The organism is Rhodococcus kronopolitis (genome assembly GCF_042654025.1).
Lineage (GTDB): Bacteria > Actinomycetota > Actinomycetes > Mycobacteriales > Mycobacteriaceae > Rhodococcus_G > Rhodococcus_G kronopolitis.
Genome location: NZ_JBHSFO010000002.1, coordinates 224376 through 240517, shown reverse-complemented (window position 1 = coordinate 240517; position 16142 = coordinate 224376). Strand labels below are relative to the sequence as shown.

Genomic DNA, 16142 nt, shown 5'->3' with positions numbered 1-16142 from the left:
GCAGCGTAGCGGCGCCGTGACCACGAAGGGACGCCGCCCGATGCCGTCTGTGGCGCGCGAGCGGGTGGGTAACCTCCCGCACGAGCTCACCAATTTTGTCGGCCGTCGCCGCGAACTGGCGGAGGTTCGTCGGCTGCTGTCCGAGTCGCGCCTGGTGACCCTGACCGGCATGGGTGGTGTCGGTAAGACCCGGCTCGCGCTGCGGGTCGCCGCAACCCTGCAGCCCACGTTCGAGGACGGGGTCTGGCTGGTGGAACTCGGCGGACTGCGCGACCCGGCGTTCGTCGCCGACACGGTCGCGGCCGCGCTCGGCCTGCGGGAGCAGATCGGCCGCCCGGCGCAGGTGCTCCTCGCCGACTTCCTGGCCGACCGGCAGCTGCTGCTGGTGATCGACAACTGCGAACACCTGGTGCACGAGGTCGGGGCACTGGCCGAGTCGCTGCTCCCCGCCGCAGCCGGACTGCGGATCCTGGCGACCAGCCGGGAGGCACTGGCCACGGGTGAGGAGGCGGTGCTGCGGGTGCCTCCGCTCACGGTGCCCGATTCCGACCGGGCCTCGACGGTTCGCGGGCTGCCGCGCTACGACGCGGTCAAGCTGTTCACCCAGTGTGCCGCCGCGGCGGTCCCCGGCTTCGACCTCAGCGAGGACAACAGGGTGGCGGTGACCCGGATCTGCCAGCGGCTCGAAGGGCTGCCGTTGCCGATCGAGCTGGCCGCGGCCCGGCTGCGGGCGCTCTCGGTCGAGCAGGTGCTGCAGCGGCTCACCGACAGGTACCGGCTGCTGACGGCAGGCAGCCGAGTCGCCCCGTCCCGTCAGCAGACGCTGCGGCTGTGCATCGACTGGAGCCACGACCTGCTGGGCGAGGCGGAGCGGACACTGTGGCGGCGGTTGGCGGTGTTCGCAGGCGGCTTCGAACTCGACGCTGCCGCGGCGGTCTGCGGCGACGGTTTTGCCGACGGGTTGGCCAACGTGCTGGCCTCGCTGGTCGACAAGTCGATCCTGATCAGGGAGCAGGCGGGCGAGGTCGTCCGGTACCGGTTGCTCGAGACCATGCGCGAGTACGGGCGCGAGAAGCTGCAGGACGCCGGGGAGTACCCCGACACGCGTCGTCGGCACCGGGACTGGTTCGAGGACCTGGCACGGCTGGCGCGGGCCGAATGGATCGGCCCGCGCCAACTGGAGTGGGCCGACCGGCTCACCCGGGAGCAGCCGAACCTGCGCGACGCACTCGAGTTCTGCGTGGGCGAGCCCGGGGAGTCGGGGTCCGGGCTGACGATGGCCGTCGCGCTGTACCAGTACTGGATCTCGCGTGGTCTGTACGGCGAGGCCAAGAGCTGGCTGGACCGGGCCCTCGCCTGCCCCGACGGGCACGGGCCCGCCGAGCGGATCCCCGGCCTGTGCGCCAACAGCGTGCTCGCCGAGATGCACGGCGACATCGACACCGCGCGGTCGCAGATCGAGGAGATGCGCGGGCTGGTCGACCGGGTGGACGACGCGGCGACGAGGACGCTGCTCGACCTCGGCACCGGCTTCCTGTCCATGTTCTCCGGCGACCTGCCGCGCGCGGTGGACTGCTTCGAGTCGGCCGTCGAGGGATTCCGGGCCGAGGGCGACCTGCTCCAGCAGGTCGAGGCGCTGTTCGGGCTCGCCCTGGCGCGGGGGGTGTGGGGCGACCCCGACCGTGCGATCGCCTGCCAGGAGGAGGCCCTGGCCATCACCACGTCCCACGGGGAGACGATGTACCGGTCGTACGTGATGTGGACCCTCGGGATCGCGCTCTTCCAGCGTCGTGAGCTGGCCCGCAGCAGGGACCTGATCGAAGCGGGACTGAGGCTGACCCGCGAGGTCGGCGATCCGCTCGCGACGTCCAGCTGTCTCGAGACCCTCGCCTGGATCGCGTCGGACGAGGGCGAGGCCGAGCGGGCCGCGGTGCTGATGGGTGCCGCGGTCTCGGTCGGCGAGGCCGCGGGCAACCCGACGATCGTCATCCGGGACCTGCACGGGCATCACGACCGGGTGTGGGAGGACGCCGGCCGGGTCCTCGGTCAACGCGCCTTCGAGGCCGCCTACCGCCGCGGTCGGGATCTCGACATCGACGCGGCGGTCGCCTACGCCCTCCACTCCACGGCGCGGGCCACGCCCCGGGTCGGCGCGCAGGGCGTCCGGCTCACCCGTCGGGAGCGCGAGGTCGCGGAACTCGTCGCGCAGGGACTGACCAACAAGGCCATCGCGCAGCGTCTGGTGATCGCGCAGCGCACCGCCGAGGGGCACGTGGAGAACGTTCTCGCGAAGTTCGGGTGCACGACACGTACGCAGCTCGTGGCCTGGTTCGTCGTGGACGACACGGGTCCGGCCGGGTAGGCCCCGGGCACTGTGGCACCCTGGGCGGATGCGAGTTGCCGTTGTCGCCGGGCCCGACGCCGGCCATGCCATCCCCGCCATCGCCTTGTGCCTGAAAATGCTTGCCGCGGGCCATGATCCGGTGCTGTTCACCGGGGACCGCTGGCTCGAGCAGGCGCGTGCGGTGGGGATCACCGCGCGCAAGCTCAAGGGGCTGGCCCCACGCCCGGAGGACGATGACATGGATGCCGGTCAGCGGATCCATTCGCGGGCCGCGTACATCTCCACCGAACTGCTGCCGGACCTGAGCGCGATGCTGCCCGACCTGGTGGTCTCCGACATCCTCACCGCCGGCGGCGGGATCGCCGCCGAGCGGCTCGACGTGCCCTGGGTGGAGCTGTCCCCGCACCCGCTCTACTCGGCGTCGAAGGGTCTGCCGCCGATCGGCAGCGGGCTGGCGCCGGGCGAGGGCCTGCGCGGCCGGGCCCGGGACGTGCTGATGCGCGCGGCCACCGGGCGGTCGATCCGGCAGGGGCTGAGGCAGCGCTCGGCGGCCCGGGTGAGCGTCGGGTTGCCGGCCCTGGACCCGGGCCCGGTCGCCCGGTTGATCGCGACCCTGCCTGCGCTGGAGGTGCCGCGGCCGGACTGGCCGGAGAACACACACGTGGTGGGACCGCTGTTGTGGGAGCCGACGGCGGAACTGCTCGACCCCCCGCCCGGAGACGACCCGTTGGTGATGATCGCGCCGTCGACCGCGTTCACCGGGGCCGAGGGGATGCTCGAGACGGCCCTGGCCGGGCTCGACGGTGCCGGGGTGCGGGTGGTGGCTTCGATGCTCGACGCCCCGCCTGCCGACCTGCCGTCCTGGGCCCGGGCGGGGCTCGGGCGTCAGGACGTGATGCTCGGTCAGGCCTCGGTCGTGGTGTGCGGCGCTGGTCACGGCATGCTGGCCAAGGCGCTGATGGCCGGGGTTCCGGTGGCCGCGGTGCCGGGCGGCGGTGACCAGTGGGAACTGGCCAACCGGGCGGCCAGGCAGGGGAGCGCGGTGGTCGTTCGCCCGCTCACCGCGCAGTCCCTCCGCGAGTCGGTGCTGCGGGTGCTCGACGATCCCGGCTTCGCCGCGGCGGCGGGGCGCGCCGCGGACGGGCTGTCCGAGGTCGCGGACCCGGTGGCGGTGTGCCTGGCCGCCGCGGGGGTCAGTGGCGCCGCGGGGAGTGGCACAGCCGGGCGATAGCGTGGTGGCGTGAGACTGACCGAGTTCAACGAACTGGTACACGGCGAGTTCGGCCGGCTGTACGGCGAATCGATGCTGGTGGACCACGTCCTGATCGGCATGGGCGGGATGACGGCCGCGCAGGCGATCGAGGCCGGACAGGATCCGAAGGAGGTCTGGCGGGCGCTGTGCGCCGAGTTCGACGTGCCGCGTTCGCGCTGGTAGTCGAACCCCGGTCGACGGCGCGCCGGACGGCTCGACAGATGACTCGAACAGACGTTCCCTTATGCTGGAGGTGTGCTGTCCGGTGACCTCGCGTCCCCCACGCCGGACTCGCAGAAGACCTCGCGGGACCCGCTGAAGTGGCGGCAGGAACGGTCTGCGGAGACGACTTGTCGGTACCCCGCTCTAACGTAACGCCCATCAGGAAACACACCGCCGACGAGCCCGGGACCTGCAAGCACGGACCGGACCGCTGGACGAGACGCTGAACTAAGGAGAACCCGATGGCACCTCAGGCACACGATCGCGACAAGGCGCTCGAGCTCGCGCTGGCGCAGATCGACAAGAACTTCGGCAAGGGTTCGGTGATGCGCCTGGGCGAGGAGGCCCGCCAGCCCATCGCGGTAATCCCCACCGGCTCCATCGCGTTGGACATCGCGCTGGGTATCGGTGGTCTGCCCCGCGGCCGCGTCGTGGAGATCTACGGCCCGGAGTCCTCCGGTAAGACGACGGTGGCGCTGCACGCGGTCGCCAATGCCCAGGCCAACGGTGGCATCGCGGCCTTCATCGACGCCGAGCACGCGCTCGACCCGGACTACGCCGCCAAGCTGGGCGTCGACACCGATGCGCTGCTGGTCTCGCAGCCGGACACCGGTGAGCAGGCCCTGGAGATCACGGACATGCTGATCCGGTCCGGTGCGCTCGACATCCTGGTGATCGACTCGGTGGCCGCACTGGTACCCCGTGCCGAGATCGAGGGCGAGATGGGCGACAGCCACGTCGGTCTGCAGGCCCGGCTGATGAGCCAGGCACTGCGCAAGATCACCGGCGCCATGAACAACTCCGGCACCACCGTCATCTTCATCAACCAGCTCCGCGAGAAGATCGGTGTGATGTTCGGTTCGCCGGAGACCACCACCGGCGGTAAGGCGCTGAAGTTCTACGCCTCGGTGCGGATGGACATCCGTCGGATCGAGACGCTCAAGGACGGCGGCGACGCGGTCGGCAACCGGACCCGCGTCAAGGTGGTCAAGAACAAGGTGGCGCCGCCGTTCAAGCAGGCCGAGTTCGACATCCTCTACGGTCACGGGATCAGCAAGGAGGGCTCGCTGATCGACATGGGTGTCGAGCACGGGTTCATCCGGAAGTCGGGTTCGTGGTTCACCTACGAGGGCGACCAGCTGGGCCAGGGCAAGGAGAACGCCCGCAAGTTCCTGCTGGAGAACACCGACATCCGGGACGAGATCGAGAAGAAGATCAAGGAGAAGCTGGGCCTGGGCGCCGACGTGACGGCGACCGACCCGGCCGCGGACGCCGCCGACTTCTAGGTCCGTCCGATGCGTCCCCGTGACCCGGTGACCGCGCCGCCGGCTCAGCAGGAGGTGCAGGCCAAGGACGCCTGCCTGCGCCTCCTGACGGACCGGTCGCGCAGTCGCGCGGAACTGTTCAACAAGCTCATCGACCGGGGCTACGACGAGGCCGTCGTCAATCGGGTCCTCGACCGGCTCACCGTGGTGGGCCTGGTCGACGACGCGGCCTTCGCCGAGCAGTGGGTGCGGTCCCGGCACGTCTACTCCGGCAAAGGCAAGCGGGCGTTGGCGACGGAGCTGCGCACCAAGGGGGTGGCCCCGGAGCTCGCCGCGGTGGCCCTCGACCAGATCGACGGCGAGGACGAGCGTGAGCGGGCGACCGAGCTCGTCCGGCGCAAGCTGCGCACCGCGTCGCTGGACTTCCCGGTGGACGGACCCGGGGGCCGCAGCAGCGAACGAGACAAGGTGGTGCGCCGGCTGGTGTCGATGCTCGCGCGCCGCGGGTACCAGCAGGGCATGGCGTTCGAGGTGGTCAAGGCCGAGCTGGCACGGGCGGGCTCGGACACCGACGACCTGTCCGCAGAATGACCCCGGCGGGTCTCGGAATTCCGAGACCCGCCGGGGTCATTCTGGTGTCGCTGTCGGGTCGGGCTGACCGGACCCGGTTCCGGTCAGTCGGGCCGCTTGCCCGTGAAGTCCATGACGTCGTCGATGCCCGGTGCGCCGTCGATCAGGTCGGTGTCCAGCGGCGCGATCGGCGGACGTCCGCCGGCCCGCCCGGTCCGCAGGCGCTTCTCGAGCCAGGTGGCGAAGGAGGACAACGCGAAGTTGATCACGATCATGATCACGCCGACCACGACCAGGGCCGCGAAGAAGTTGCGGTAGTACGAGGCCGACTGCTGCCCGCTGCGGATGAGCTCGACGTAGCCGATCTGGTAGCCGAGCGCGGAGTCCTTCAGCGCCACGACCATCTGCGAGACCAGGGCCGGCAGCATCGAGGTGATCGCCTGCGGCAACAGCACCAGCCGCATCATCTGGCCCTTGCGCATGCCCATCGAGACGGCCGCCTCGGTCTGTCCCTTCGGCAGCGAGTGGATGCCGGCGCGGAGGATCTCCGCGATGACCGACCCGTTGTAGAGGGTCAGGCCGACGACCACCGCCGCCAGCGCGAGCTGGCCCGACGGGAACACGCCGTACTGGGCGAAGGCCTGGTAGGCGAAGATCATCAGGATGAGCACCGGGATCGACCGGAAGAACTCGACGAACGCCCCGGAGATCCACCGCACCCACCGGTGGTCGGAGAGTCGGCCGATGCCGAGCACGGCGCCGAGGATCAGCGCGAACACGATCGAGATCGAAGCCGCGACCAGGGTGCCCTTCAGGCCCGGCAGCAGGTAGGTGGTCCAGGTGAAGCGGTCCAGGAACGGCGACCACTTGTCGGACTCGAACTGCCCGTTGGCCGCGAGGATCTTGATCACGTAGCTCGTGACCACGATCAGGACGAGCCCGAAGGCGATCGCGATGATCCGGTTCCGGATCCGGGCGCGGGGCCCGGGTAGGTCGAACAGGACGCTGGTCTCGCTCATCGCATTACCGCCAGTCGCTTACCGAGATAGCCGAACAGGAACCCGACCGGCAGGGTCAGCACCATGAACCCGATGGCGAAGATTGCGAACACCACGAACAACTGATCCGCCTCGTTCTCGATCATCGTCTTCATCAACAGTGATGCCTCGGCGACACCGATCGCCGACGCGATGGTGGTGTTCTTGGTCAGCGCGATCAGCACACTGCCGAGCGGCGCGACAACCGCCCGGAAGGCCTGGGGGAGCACGATCAACCGGATGCCCTGGGTGAACGTGAGGCCGAGCGATCGCGCCGCCTCCGCCTGTCCGACCGGCACGGTGTTGATGCCCGACCGCAGCGACTCACACACGAATGCCGAGGTGTAGACGGTGAAGGCGAGCACGGCCAGCCGGAAGTTGTTGTCGTCGATGAAGGTCGGAGCGTGCTCCGGGGCGAACGATACACCCAGGTTCTGGTACAGCCCGATCGAGGCGAACACCACGATCAGGGTGAGCGGGGTGTTGCGGACGATGTTGACGTACCAGGTGGCGAACACCCGAAGGATCGGTACGGGCGCGACCCGCATCGACGCCAGCAGGGTTCCCCAGATGAGTGAGCCGATCGTGGACCAGAACGTGAGCTGGATCGTCGTCCAGAATGCGCTGATCAACTGATCGCCGTAGGTGTCGAGCAGTCGTTCCATAGTTCACCTCCTGTAGGTAGCTGGTCTCAGTAGCGGTCGACGGCGGGCGGCGGCGGTAGCGGGAGGCCCGAATCGCTGAGGGCCTTCTCCCACGCGGCCTGCCAGGCGCCGGTGGCGATCATGTCCTCGATCGCGTCGTTGATCTTCGACCTGGCCGCGGTGTCGCCCTTGGGCAGGCCCACCCCGTACAGCTCGGTGGTGAACGGCTCGCCCGCGAGCTTGAACTCGCCCGGGTACTGGGCGGCGAAACCCGCGAGGATGATGTCGTCGGTGGTCAGGGCGTCGACCTTGCCGCGGTGCAGCGCCTCCACGCACGAGGAGTAGCTGTCGAACTGCTGCAGCTGCACGCCCGGGTAGGACTTCTTGATCTTCTGGGCCGGCGTCGAACCCGCCACCGAACAGAGCTTCTTGCCGCCTTCCAGCGACTCGGGTCCGGTGATGGAGTCGTCGTCCGCACGGACCAGCAGGGACTGGCCGGCGATGTAGTACGGCCCGGCGAAGTCGACGACCTTCTTGCGGTTGTCGGTGATCGAGTACGTGCCGACGACGTAGTCGACCTCGCCGTTCTTGATCAGCGTCTCGCGTTGCCCCGACGGGGCTTCTTTCCAGGTGATGCCGTCGGCCGGCACGCCCAGGTAGTTGGCGATGTAGGTCGCGACGTCGATGTCGAACCCGGTCATCGTCTTGTCTGGCTCGCGGACGGCCAGACCGGGCTGGTCGAACTTGGTGCCGATGACCAGGTGGCCGTCTGCCGCGTCCGCCAGGACGTCACGCGGTTCACTGCTGCCGCACGCGGTCAGCGTCACGATGGCCGCGAGGAGCAGCGCCACCGCGGAAGTGGTCTTGCGAAGTTTCACCGTCGATGCCCTGTCGCTCAGTGCCCGAGGATCTTGCCGAGGAAGTCCTTGGCACGGTCCGATTTCGGTGCGGTGAAGAAGTCGTCCGGGGTGCTGTCCTCGACAACGACACCGTCCGCCATGAAGATGATCCGGTCGGCGGCCTTGCGGGCGAAGCCCATCTCGTGGGTCACCACGAGCATGGTCATGCCCTCCTTGGCGAGCCCGACCATCACGTCGAGTACCTCGTTGACCATCTCCGGGTCCAGCGCCGAGGTCGGCTCGTCGAAGAGCATGACCTTCGGGTTCATCGCCAGCGCCCGGGCGATCGCGACGCGCTGCTGCTGCCCGCCGGAGAGCTGCGCCGGGTACTTGTCCGCCTGGTTGGCGATGCCGACCCGCTCGAGCAGTTCCAGGGCGCGAGCCTTCGAGTCCGCCTTCGACTTCTTGCGCACCTTCATCGGCGCGAGCATGACGTTCTCGAGGATCGTCTTGTGCGCGAAGAGGTTGAAGGACTGGAAGACCATGCCGACGTCGGCGCGCAGCGCGGCGAGCGCCTTGCCCTCGGCGGGCAGGGCCTTGCCGTCGATCGTGATGGTGCCGGAGTCGATCGGCTCGAGCCGGTTGATCGTCCGGCACAGGGTGGACTTGCCGGAACCGGAGGGGCCGAGCACCATCACGACCTGGCCGGCCGGTACCTCGAGGTTGATGTCCCGCAGCACGTGCAGTTCGCCGTAGTGCTTTTCGACGGACTTCATCGAGATCATGGTGGCGGGGACGGTCGCCGACGTCGTGGTCCCGGATTCACCCGCATGCGTCATGGGTGCAGACTTTATGCGCTCGGCGCCTCATACGCTAAATGGGATCGCCGCGGTGGTCATTGCGAAGAGATCTCGGCCACACCATGGCGTGGATTGCCCCACGGGCCGACCCGGATTTCGGCGTCCGCCACCGTGAGCGGCCGGCCGAGCTTGTCGGGGTCGGGGCGGACGCGCCCGCCGAGCGGGCGCCCGGTGAGTGAGAGAGGGCACAGTCCGGCGCGGGGGGTCGGGCGGCGGGCGACGATGGTGGTGTCCGTGATTGCCCACGCCGGCCTCCGCCGGCCCAGCCCCAGGAGGTCAGTGCCGTGGCGGCGGACATCGAGACCCGCACCGACATCGAGGTGCTGTTGCGTCGCTTCTACGGCCGGGCGCTGGTCGACGACCTACTCGCGGTGCCGTTCAACGAGGTCCGGGAGCAGGGCCTCGAGTCGCACCTGCCGGTGATGTGCGACTTCTGGGAGACCGTCCTGTTCGGGGCCGGGCTCTACCGGGGCAGCGCGTTGCGGGTACACGAGCGGGTCCGGGACCGCCATCCACTCGGTACCGAGCACTTCGAGCGCTGGCTGTCGCTGTGGCACGAGACCGTCGACGCGATGTACGCCGGGCCGCGAGCCGACCGGGCCAAGGCGCAGGGCGCCGGGATCGCGGCGGCCATGAACCGTCGGCTCCTCGGTCTCCCGAGCGCAGCGGCGGAGGCGGTGCGGGCAGGGGCGGCCCAGCTGCCGGTGATGCGCGCGCGGTAGTGCGGCCCGAGCCTCGCCACGGGTGTTGGCTGGGGGTTCGGCACCCCGCCCGTCCGGGCGGTGACCCCGGTCCGATCGCGCTCGCGGGCTCTACCAGGACGTATGCGGGGTCACACGGGGTCGTGAGATACGCTGAGATGTGTCAGCAATGCAGGATGAAGAGACTCAATTGGGCCACCGCAGCTACGAGGTGCGCACCTTCGGCTGTCAGATGAACGTGCACGACTCGGAGCGGCTGTCGGGTCTGCTCGAGGACGCCGGATACACCCGGGCCGCGCCCGGCGCGCAGCCCGACCTGCTGGTCTTCAACACCTGCGCGGTCCGCGAGAACGCCGACAACAAGCTCTACGGCACCCTCGGGATGCTCCGCCCGACCAAGGACTCGCATCCCGGGATGCAGATCGCGGTCGGGGGCTGCCTCGCGCAGAAGGACCGCGACACCGTCGTCAAGAAGGCGCCGTGGGTGGACGTGGTCTTCGGCACCCACAACATCGGGTCGCTGCCGACGCTGCTCGAGCGCGCCCGGCACAACCAGCAGGCAGAGGTCGAGATCCTCGAGTCGCTCGAGGCGTTTCCCTCCACCCTCCCCGCGAAGCGGGAGTCCGCGTACGCCGGCTGGGTGTCGATCTCGGTGGGCTGCAACAACACCTGCACGTTCTGCATCGTGCCTGCGCTGCGCGGCAAGGAGGTGGACCGCCGACCGGGCGACATCCTCGCCGAGGTGCAGGCACTGGTCGACGAGGGCGTCCTCGAGGTCACCCTGCTCGGCCAGAACGTGAACTCCTACGGCGTCTCCTTCGCCGATCCCGAGGCCCCGCGCGACCGAGGCGCCTTCGCGGCGCTGCTCACCGCCTGCGGGAACATCGACGGCCTCGAGCGGGTGCGCTTCACCTCCCCGCACCCCGCCGAGTTCACCGACGACGTGATCGAGGCGATGGCGAGCACCCCCAACGTCTGCCCGCAGCTGCACATGCCGTTGCAGTCCGGCTCCGACCGGGTGCTCAAGGCGATGCGCCGCTCCTACCGCAAGGCGCGCTTCCTCGGCATCATCGACAAGGTCCGCACCGCGATGCCGCACGCCGCGATCACCACCGACATCATCGTCGGCTTCCCCGGCGAGACCGAGGAGGACTTCCTCGAGACCCTGGACGTGGTCCGCAAGGCCCGCTTCACCAGCGCGTTCACCTTCCAGTACTCCAAGCGCCCGGGCACCCCCGCCGCGGAGATGGACGGTCAGCTGCCCAAGGCGGTCGTGCAGGAGCGCTACGAGCGGCTGATCGCGCTCCAGGACCAGATCACCCTCGAGGAGAACCAGAAGCTGCTCGGGGTCGAGGTGGAGCTGCTGGTCGCGGCCGGTGAGGGCCGCAAGGACGCGGCCACCCACCGGATGAGCGGTCGGGCCCGCGACGGCCGGCTGGTGCACTTCCGTCCGGAGGGCGCACTGGCCGCCGAGGGCGCCGTCCGCCCCGGCGACGTCGTCACCACCGTGGTGACCGGCGCGGCGCCGCACCACCTGATCGCGGACGGCCCGGTGCTCAGCCATCGACGCACCCGGGCCGGCGACTCGCACGAACGCGGCATCACGCCGAAGACCCCACCCATCGGGGTGGGACTGGGACTACCGCAGATCGGCGCGCCCGCGCCGCTGCCGACCGCAACGGGATGTGGAGCATGATCAAGGACAAGCACGAGGATCCCATCGAACACATCCGCAAGGACATCGAGGCGGCCGAGCGGAAGGTCACCTCCGAGATCGATCCGGGCATGCGCGCGGTCGTCGTCGCCGTCGGTGTGCTGGTGTTGCTGCTGAGCTTCACCCTCCCGCACACCGGCTCGGCCACCGGCTGGGACGTGCTGGTCGGCAACGACGCGGCGCTGGCCGAGTCGATCGCGTTGCCGTCGCGGATCTTCGTCTGGTTGGCGCTGGTCTTCGGCGTGGTCGCCGGCATGCTGGCCCTGGTGACCCGACGCTGGGCGATCGCGTGGATCGCGCTGGCCGGCACCGCCGTCTCCAGCGTGTTCGGCATGCTGGCGATCTGGTCCCGGCAGACGCTGGACCCCACCTCCACGGGTGGCGGCCCCGGCATCGGCCTGGTGATCGGTTGGATCACCGTGATGGTGCTGACCTTCCACTGGATCCGCGTGGTCTGGACCCGGACCTCGGTTCAGCTGGCCGCCGAGCAGGCGCGCCGTGAGCAGACCGCCGAGGCCGAGCGACGGTCCATCTGGGGCGACGACGCCTGACCGGCGTCCCCACCTCTGCTCGATCGGAACCCCGGGCCCGGCACTGCCGGCCCGGGGTTCCGCGTTCCACCCCCCGACGCGGCGCGGGCACACCCTCCGAAGGAAGGTGTGCCCGCGCGGACCGGGAGACGAGCGTCAGCGCTCGTTGACCGCGCCCTCGGCCGCGTCGGCCCACTCGCGCCACTGCTGCGCCTGGGCGAGCGCCTTCTCGGCGTCCTTGGTCTTGCCGGCGGCGGTCGCCTTCGCGGCCTGCTCCTCGAACTGCGCGACCCGCTCGCGGAACTGCGCGGCGCGGGCCATCGCCTCGGGGTCGGTCCGGCGCCACTGCGAGTCGACCGCGTCGTGCACGGTCTTCTCGATGGCGCGCAGCTTGCCCTCGAGGTCGTGCATGCGCTCGCGCGGCACCTTGCCGATCTCGTCCCACTTCTCCTGCAGGTTGCGCAGGGCGGTCCGGGCGGCCTCGAGGTCCTGCGCGGGATCGATCTTCCCGGTCTCGCGCAGCAGCGCCTCCTTGGCGACGGCGTTCTCCTCGAACTCCGCGTCCCGCTCGGAGGCGGCCGCGTTCCGGGCCGCGAAGAACACGTCCTGCGCGCCCTTGAAACGCTTCCACAGCGCGTCGTCGGCGTCGCGGGGTGCCCGGCCTGCGGCCTTCCACTCGGCCAGCAGGTCCCGGAAGGCGCTCGCGGTCGGGCCCCAGTCGGTGGAGTCGGACAACGCCTCGGCGCGCTCGACCAGCTCCTCCTTGTGGGACTTCGCGGACGCCCGGTCGCGGTCGAGTTCCGCGAAGTGGGCGCCGCGGCGGCGGTTGAACGCCTCGCGGGCCTTCGAGTAGCGCTTCCACAGGGCGTCGTCGACCTTGCGGTCCACCCCGCGGATGGTCTTCCACTCGTCGAGGATCTCCCGCAGCCGGTCGCCGGCGACCTTCCACTGGGTGGACTCCGCGCCGATCTGCTCGGCCTCGACGGCGAGCTCCTCCTTGCGGTGCGTGTGCTCCTCGCGCTCGTGCTCGCGCTCCGCCTTGGCCGCGACGGCGGCCTTCTCGGAACCCGCGATCACCGCGTCGAGCCTGGTGGCGAGGGTGGTGAGGTCGCCGATCACCGCGGCGGTGGGCAGCGACTCCGACAGTGCGACGGCGGCGGCCCGGGTCTTCTTCGCGTCGCCCGCGCCGGAGCTCAGCCGGGCCTCGAGCAGCGCCACCTCGGTGGCCATGTCGTCGTAGCGGCGGCCGAAGTGTGCCAGGCCCTCCGCGGCGTCACCGGCCTGCCAGGAACCGATCTGGCGTTCGCCGTCCGGGGTCTTGACCCAGGCGGTGCCGTCCTCGTCGACCCGTCCGAACAGGCTGGGATCACTGGGCGGGGCCACCGACGGCGCGTGCGCGACCGCGGGGCCCGGCCGTCCGGCGCCCGGTTTCGGGGCCCCGGGCCTGGGTGTGCCCGGCTTCGGGGCGCCGGGCTTGGGTGCGCTGCTGTCGGTCATGGTTCCTCATCTCTGCCGCGCGTCACGGCTGCCGTGCCTCGTCCTTCACCCGCCGGTGTCCGTGTGGATCCGGCGTGTGCGGGTTCCATTCAACCCGGAACGAGCAGTCAGGACCATTGAAACAGCTCAGACCCCCAGAACGTGGATTCCGGGGTCGACTACCGTGACCCAGTGTGTTCACCGCCGCAGCTCTCGTCTCCGCCCCGCCCCTGCTGATACCCGAGTTGGCCGGTGGCGCCGCGACCGAGACGGCGGACCTGCGGGCCGCCAGCGTCGCGGCCGCGCAGCACCTCGCCGCCCGGGCGCGGCGCTGGACGGTGCTCGGCGTGGGCGGCACCGAGGCGGAGTACGGCCCGGACACGCTGGGTACCTTCGCCGGCTTCGGCGCCGACGTGCGGGTGCAGCTGGGCGGGGCGGATCCGACGGCGTCGCCTGCCCCCGCCGTCCCACTGGCGGTGCTGGTCGCGGGCTGGTTGCGGGCCCAGGCGGACCCGACCGTGGTCGCCGACGCGATCGTGCTGGCCGCCGACACCTCGCCCGTCTACTGCGCCGACGTCGGAGCGGCGCTGCGGTCCCGGCTCGACGCCACCGCGGAACCGCACGGCGTCCTGGTGGTCGGCGACGGCGCCACCACGCTCACCGCCAAGGCGCCCGGCGCGTTCGACGACCGCGCGCCCGAGGTGCAGCGCGAACTGGATGCGGCGCTGACCGCGGGCAACCTCGAGTTCCTCCGGCAGCTGGACCCGGTGGCCTGCGCGGACCTCGGCATCGAGGGCCGCGCCGCCTGGCAGGTGCTCGCCGGGCTGTTCGGCGACGACGCCCCGCGCTGCCGCACCGACTACCAGGGCGCGCCCTACGGCGTCGGCTACCACGTCGGGACGTGGGAGCTGTGACGGTGCGTCCGATCGCGGTGGTCGGGCCGACCGCCACCGGCAAGTCCGACCTCGGCCTCGACCTGGCCGAGCGGCTCGGCGGCGAGATCGTCAACATCGACGCCATGCAGCAGTACCGCGGCATGGACATCGGCACCGCGAAGCTGCCGGTCGAGGAGCGTCGCGGCATCGTGCACCACCAGCTCGACGTGCTGGAGGTGACCGAGACGGCGACGGTGGCCAACTACCAGCGCGCCGCCCGCGCGGACGTCGAGGCCATCGCCGCCCGCGGCGCGGTGCCCGTCATCGTCGGCGGTTCGATGATGTACGTCCAGTCGCTGCTCGACGACTGGTCCTTCCCGGCCACCGATCCGCGGGTGCGGGCCAAGTGGGAGACGGTGCTCGCCGAACGCGGCGTCGCCGCGCTCCACGCCGAACTGACCCGCGCCGACCCGCAGGCCGCCGCGACGATCCTGCCGACCGACGGGCGCCGGATGGTGCGGGCGCTCGAGGTGGTCGAGCTGACCGGGCTGCCGTTCGCCGCGTCCGCACCCACCATCGGGGAGCCGCGCTGGGGCACGGTGATCCTGGGCGTCGACCGGGACACCGCCGAGCTCGACGAGCGGATCGCCCGCCGCACCAGGGCGATGTTCGACGGCGGCCTCGTCGAGGAGGTCCGCGCGCTGCTCGACGTCGGCCTGCGGGAGGGCGTCACCGCCTCCCGGGCCATCGGCTACGCGCAGGTGCTCGCGGCGCTGGACGGCGAGTACGACCTGGACGAGGCGCACGAGCGGACACTCATCGGCACCCGCCGGTACGTGCGCCGGCAGCGGTCCTGGTTCCGGCGCGACTCGCGGGTGCACTGGCTCGACGCCGCCGACGACAACCTGACCTCGCTGGCCCTGACGATTGTGGAGAACCCGTGACCAAGAAGACCACCCGCCCGACGCCGAGCAGCGACCCCAAGGTCACCGTGCGCAACGCCCGGTTCCAGCAGTGGCAGTCCTACCTGAGCACCCGGGCCAAGCGGACCAAGGCCGCACGGTTCCTGATCCAGGGTGTGCGCCCGCTGACCCTCGCCGTCGAACACGACTGGCCGGCCGAGACCCTGCTCTACCGGCTCGACGGCCCGCCGCTGTCGGCCTGGGCCCGCGGGGTGCTCGAGGAGTGGCGGCACGAGAAGGTCGGCGTCAGCGGCGAACTCATGCGGGAACTGGGGGAGAAGGCGGACAGCGACCCGGAGCTGATCGCGGTCGCCAAGACCCGCCAGCGCGGCCTCGGCGGGTTGACCCTGTCGCAGTCCGGGCCTGCCGCGCCGCTGCTGGTGGTATTCGACCGGCCCACCTCGCCCGGCAACCTGGGCACCCTGGTCCGCTCGGCGGACGCCTTCGGCGCGGACGCGGTGATCGTCACCGGGCACGCCGCGGACCCCTTCGACCCGCAGTGCGTGCGCGCCTCCACCGGGTCGCTGTTCGCGGTGCCCGTCTACGCCGCGGCCGACGCGAGCGAGGTGCTGGCCTTCCGGGACCGTCAGCGCGCCGCCGGGGTGGAGCTGCGCATCGTCGGGACCGACGAGCACGGCGACGTGCCGATCTTCGGGCACGACTTCACCGTCGGCACGATCCTGGTGGTGGGCAACGAGACCCGCGGCATGAGCGCCGGCTGGCGGCAGGCCTGCGACGCCACCGTCAGCATCCCGATCGGCGGGGCGGCCAGCTCGCTCGGCGCGCCGTCGGCCGGCGCCGTGTGCCTCTACGAGGTGGCCCGGCAGCGGATGTGACCGCCGCGCCGTGCT

16 protein-coding genes are annotated in these 16142 nt (G+C 70.8%); 11 read left to right on the top strand and 5 right to left on the bottom strand.

The window, feature by feature from the left end:
* The first annotated feature begins 16 nt into the window (after positions 1–16).
* The 5 genes from ACFO6S_RS04280 (at position 17) to recX (ending at position 5674) form a co-directional block, all read left to right on the top strand.
* Positions 17–2362, top strand: coding sequence for an ATP-binding protein (locus ACFO6S_RS04280; protein ID WP_378414457.1), 2346 nt, complete (start codon positions 17–19; stop codon positions 2360–2362).
* A 28-nt stretch (positions 2363–2390) separates the two neighbouring features.
* A complete protein-coding gene (locus tag ACFO6S_RS04275; protein ID WP_378414455.1) occupies positions 2391–3575 on the top strand; it encodes a glycosyltransferase in 1185 nt (394 codons plus the stop codon).
* Positions 3576–3584: 9 nt separating this feature from the next.
* Positions 3585–3779 (top strand): DUF3046 domain-containing protein, encoded by a 195-nt coding sequence (locus ACFO6S_RS04270; protein WP_378414453.1) that lies wholly within the window; start codon positions 3585–3587, stop codon positions 3777–3779.
* A 281-nt stretch (positions 3780–4060) separates the two neighbouring features.
* The gene (recA, locus tag ACFO6S_RS04265) at positions 4061–5104 is read left to right on the top strand and encodes a recombinase RecA (RefSeq protein ID WP_378414451.1); all 1044 of its coding nucleotides are present in this window, start codon (positions 4061–4063) and stop codon (positions 5102–5104) included.
* A 9-nt stretch (positions 5105–5113) separates the two neighbouring features.
* Positions 5114–5674, top strand: a complete 561-nt coding sequence (gene recX, locus ACFO6S_RS04260; RefSeq protein ID WP_378414449.1) for a recombination regulator RecX — start codon at positions 5114–5116, stop codon at positions 5672–5674.
* Between the two features lie 83 nt (positions 5675–5757).
* On the opposite strand, the gene ACFO6S_RS04255 is transcribed toward recX, so the two are convergent.
* Genes ACFO6S_RS04255 through ACFO6S_RS04240 form a run of 4 tightly spaced genes read right to left on the bottom strand, consistent with a single transcriptional unit; the run spans position 5758 to position 8958 of the window.
* Positions 5758–6672: an amino acid ABC transporter permease gene (locus ACFO6S_RS04255; protein WP_378414448.1), complete on the bottom strand. Its 915-nt coding sequence runs from the start codon at positions 6670–6672 to the stop codon at positions 5758–5760.
* Positions 6669–7355, bottom strand: coding sequence for an amino acid ABC transporter permease (locus ACFO6S_RS04250; RefSeq protein WP_378414446.1), 687 nt, complete (start codon positions 7353–7355; stop codon positions 6669–6671). The genes ACFO6S_RS04255 and ACFO6S_RS04250 overlap by 4 nt, the downstream gene beginning before the upstream one ends.
* 26 nt (positions 7356–7381) lie before the next feature.
* The gene (locus ACFO6S_RS04245; protein WP_378414444.1) at positions 7382–8212 is read right to left on the bottom strand and encodes a glutamate ABC transporter substrate-binding protein; all 831 of its coding nucleotides are present in this window, start codon (positions 8210–8212) and stop codon (positions 7382–7384) included.
* A gap of 17 nt (positions 8213–8229) precedes the next feature.
* A complete protein-coding gene (locus ACFO6S_RS04240) occupies positions 8230–8958 on the bottom strand; it encodes an amino acid ABC transporter ATP-binding protein (RefSeq protein ID WP_378415217.1) in 729 nt (242 codons plus the stop codon).
* A 359-nt stretch (positions 8959–9317) separates the two neighbouring features.
* Between ACFO6S_RS04240 and ACFO6S_RS04235 the strand changes: the two genes are divergently transcribed.
* The 3 genes from ACFO6S_RS04235 to ACFO6S_RS04225 all read left to right on the top strand — a co-directional run bounded on the left by ACFO6S_RS04235 (position 9318) and on the right by ACFO6S_RS04225 (position 11999).
* Positions 9318–9755 carry a group III truncated hemoglobin gene (locus ACFO6S_RS04235; RefSeq protein ID WP_378414443.1) on the top strand — a complete coding sequence of 146 codons (438 nt, stop codon included), beginning with the start codon at positions 9318–9320 and terminating at the stop codon, positions 9753–9755.
* Positions 9756–9903: 148 nt separating this feature from the next.
* The gene (miaB, locus tag ACFO6S_RS04230; protein ID WP_378414441.1) at positions 9904–11430 is read left to right on the top strand and encodes a tRNA (N6-isopentenyl adenosine(37)-C2)-methylthiotransferase MiaB; all 1527 of its coding nucleotides are present in this window, start codon (positions 9904–9906) and stop codon (positions 11428–11430) included.
* The gene (locus tag ACFO6S_RS04225; protein ID WP_378414439.1) at positions 11427–11999 is read left to right on the top strand and encodes an Rv2732c family membrane protein; all 573 of its coding nucleotides are present in this window, start codon (positions 11427–11429) and stop codon (positions 11997–11999) included. The genes miaB and ACFO6S_RS04225 overlap by 4 nt, the downstream gene beginning before the upstream one ends.
* Before the next feature lie 135 nt (positions 12000–12134).
* Here ACFO6S_RS04225 and ACFO6S_RS04220 read toward each other — a convergent pair whose 3' ends face one another.
* The gene (locus tag ACFO6S_RS04220; RefSeq protein ID WP_378414437.1) at positions 12135–13475 is read right to left on the bottom strand and encodes a DUF349 domain-containing protein; all 1341 of its coding nucleotides are present in this window, start codon (positions 13473–13475) and stop codon (positions 12135–12137) included.
* Positions 13476–13648: 173 nt separating this feature from the next.
* On the opposite strand from ACFO6S_RS04220, the gene ACFO6S_RS04215 reads away from it, so the two are divergent.
* Genes ACFO6S_RS04215 through ACFO6S_RS04205 form a run of 3 tightly spaced genes read left to right on the top strand, consistent with a single transcriptional unit; the run spans position 13649 to position 16127 of the window.
* Entirely contained in the window at positions 13649–14368 is a 720-nt protein-coding gene (locus ACFO6S_RS04215; RefSeq protein WP_378414436.1) for a class III extradiol ring-cleavage dioxygenase family protein, read from the top strand.
* On the top strand, positions 14356–15273 hold the full coding sequence (gene miaA / locus ACFO6S_RS04210; RefSeq protein WP_378414434.1) for a tRNA (adenosine(37)-N6)-dimethylallyltransferase MiaA: 918 nt from the start codon (positions 14356–14358) through the stop codon (positions 15271–15273). The genes ACFO6S_RS04215 and miaA overlap by 13 nt, the downstream gene beginning before the upstream one ends.
* A complete protein-coding gene (locus tag ACFO6S_RS04205; protein WP_378414433.1) occupies positions 15270–16127 on the top strand; it encodes a TrmH family RNA methyltransferase in 858 nt (285 codons plus the stop codon). The genes miaA and ACFO6S_RS04205 overlap by 4 nt, the downstream gene beginning before the upstream one ends.
* Positions 16128–16142 lie beyond the last annotated feature (15 nt).

Coding starts and splice junctions, on each gene's coding strand:
- ACFO6S_RS04275 (WP_378414455.1), top strand. CDS start 2,391: ATGCGAGTTGCCGTTGTCGCCGGGCCCGACGCCGGCCATGCCATCCCC.
- recA (WP_378414451.1), top strand. CDS start 4,061: ATGGCACCTCAGGCACACGATCGCGACAAGGCGCTCGAGCTCGCGCTG.
- recX (WP_378414449.1), top strand. CDS start 5,114: ATGCGTCCCCGTGACCCGGTGACCGCGCCGCCGGCTCAGCAGGAGGTG.
- ACFO6S_RS04255 (WP_378414448.1), bottom strand. CDS start 6,672: ATGAGCGAGACCAGCGTCCTGTTCGACCTACCCGGGCCCCGCGCCCGG.
- ACFO6S_RS04250 (WP_378414446.1), bottom strand. CDS start 7,355: ATGGAACGACTGCTCGACACCTACGGCGATCAGTTGATCAGCGCATTC.
- ACFO6S_RS04240 (WP_378415217.1), bottom strand. CDS start 8,958: ATGATCTCGATGAAGTCCGTCGAAAAGCACTACGGCGAACTGCACGTG.
- miaB (WP_378414441.1), top strand. CDS start 9,904: ATGCAGGATGAAGAGACTCAATTGGGCCACCGCAGCTACGAGGTGCGC.
- ACFO6S_RS04225 (WP_378414439.1), top strand. CDS start 11,427: ATGATCAAGGACAAGCACGAGGATCCCATCGAACACATCCGCAAGGAC.
- ACFO6S_RS04220 (WP_378414437.1), bottom strand. CDS start 13,475: ATGACCGACAGCAGCGCACCCAAGCCCGGCGCCCCGAAGCCGGGCACA.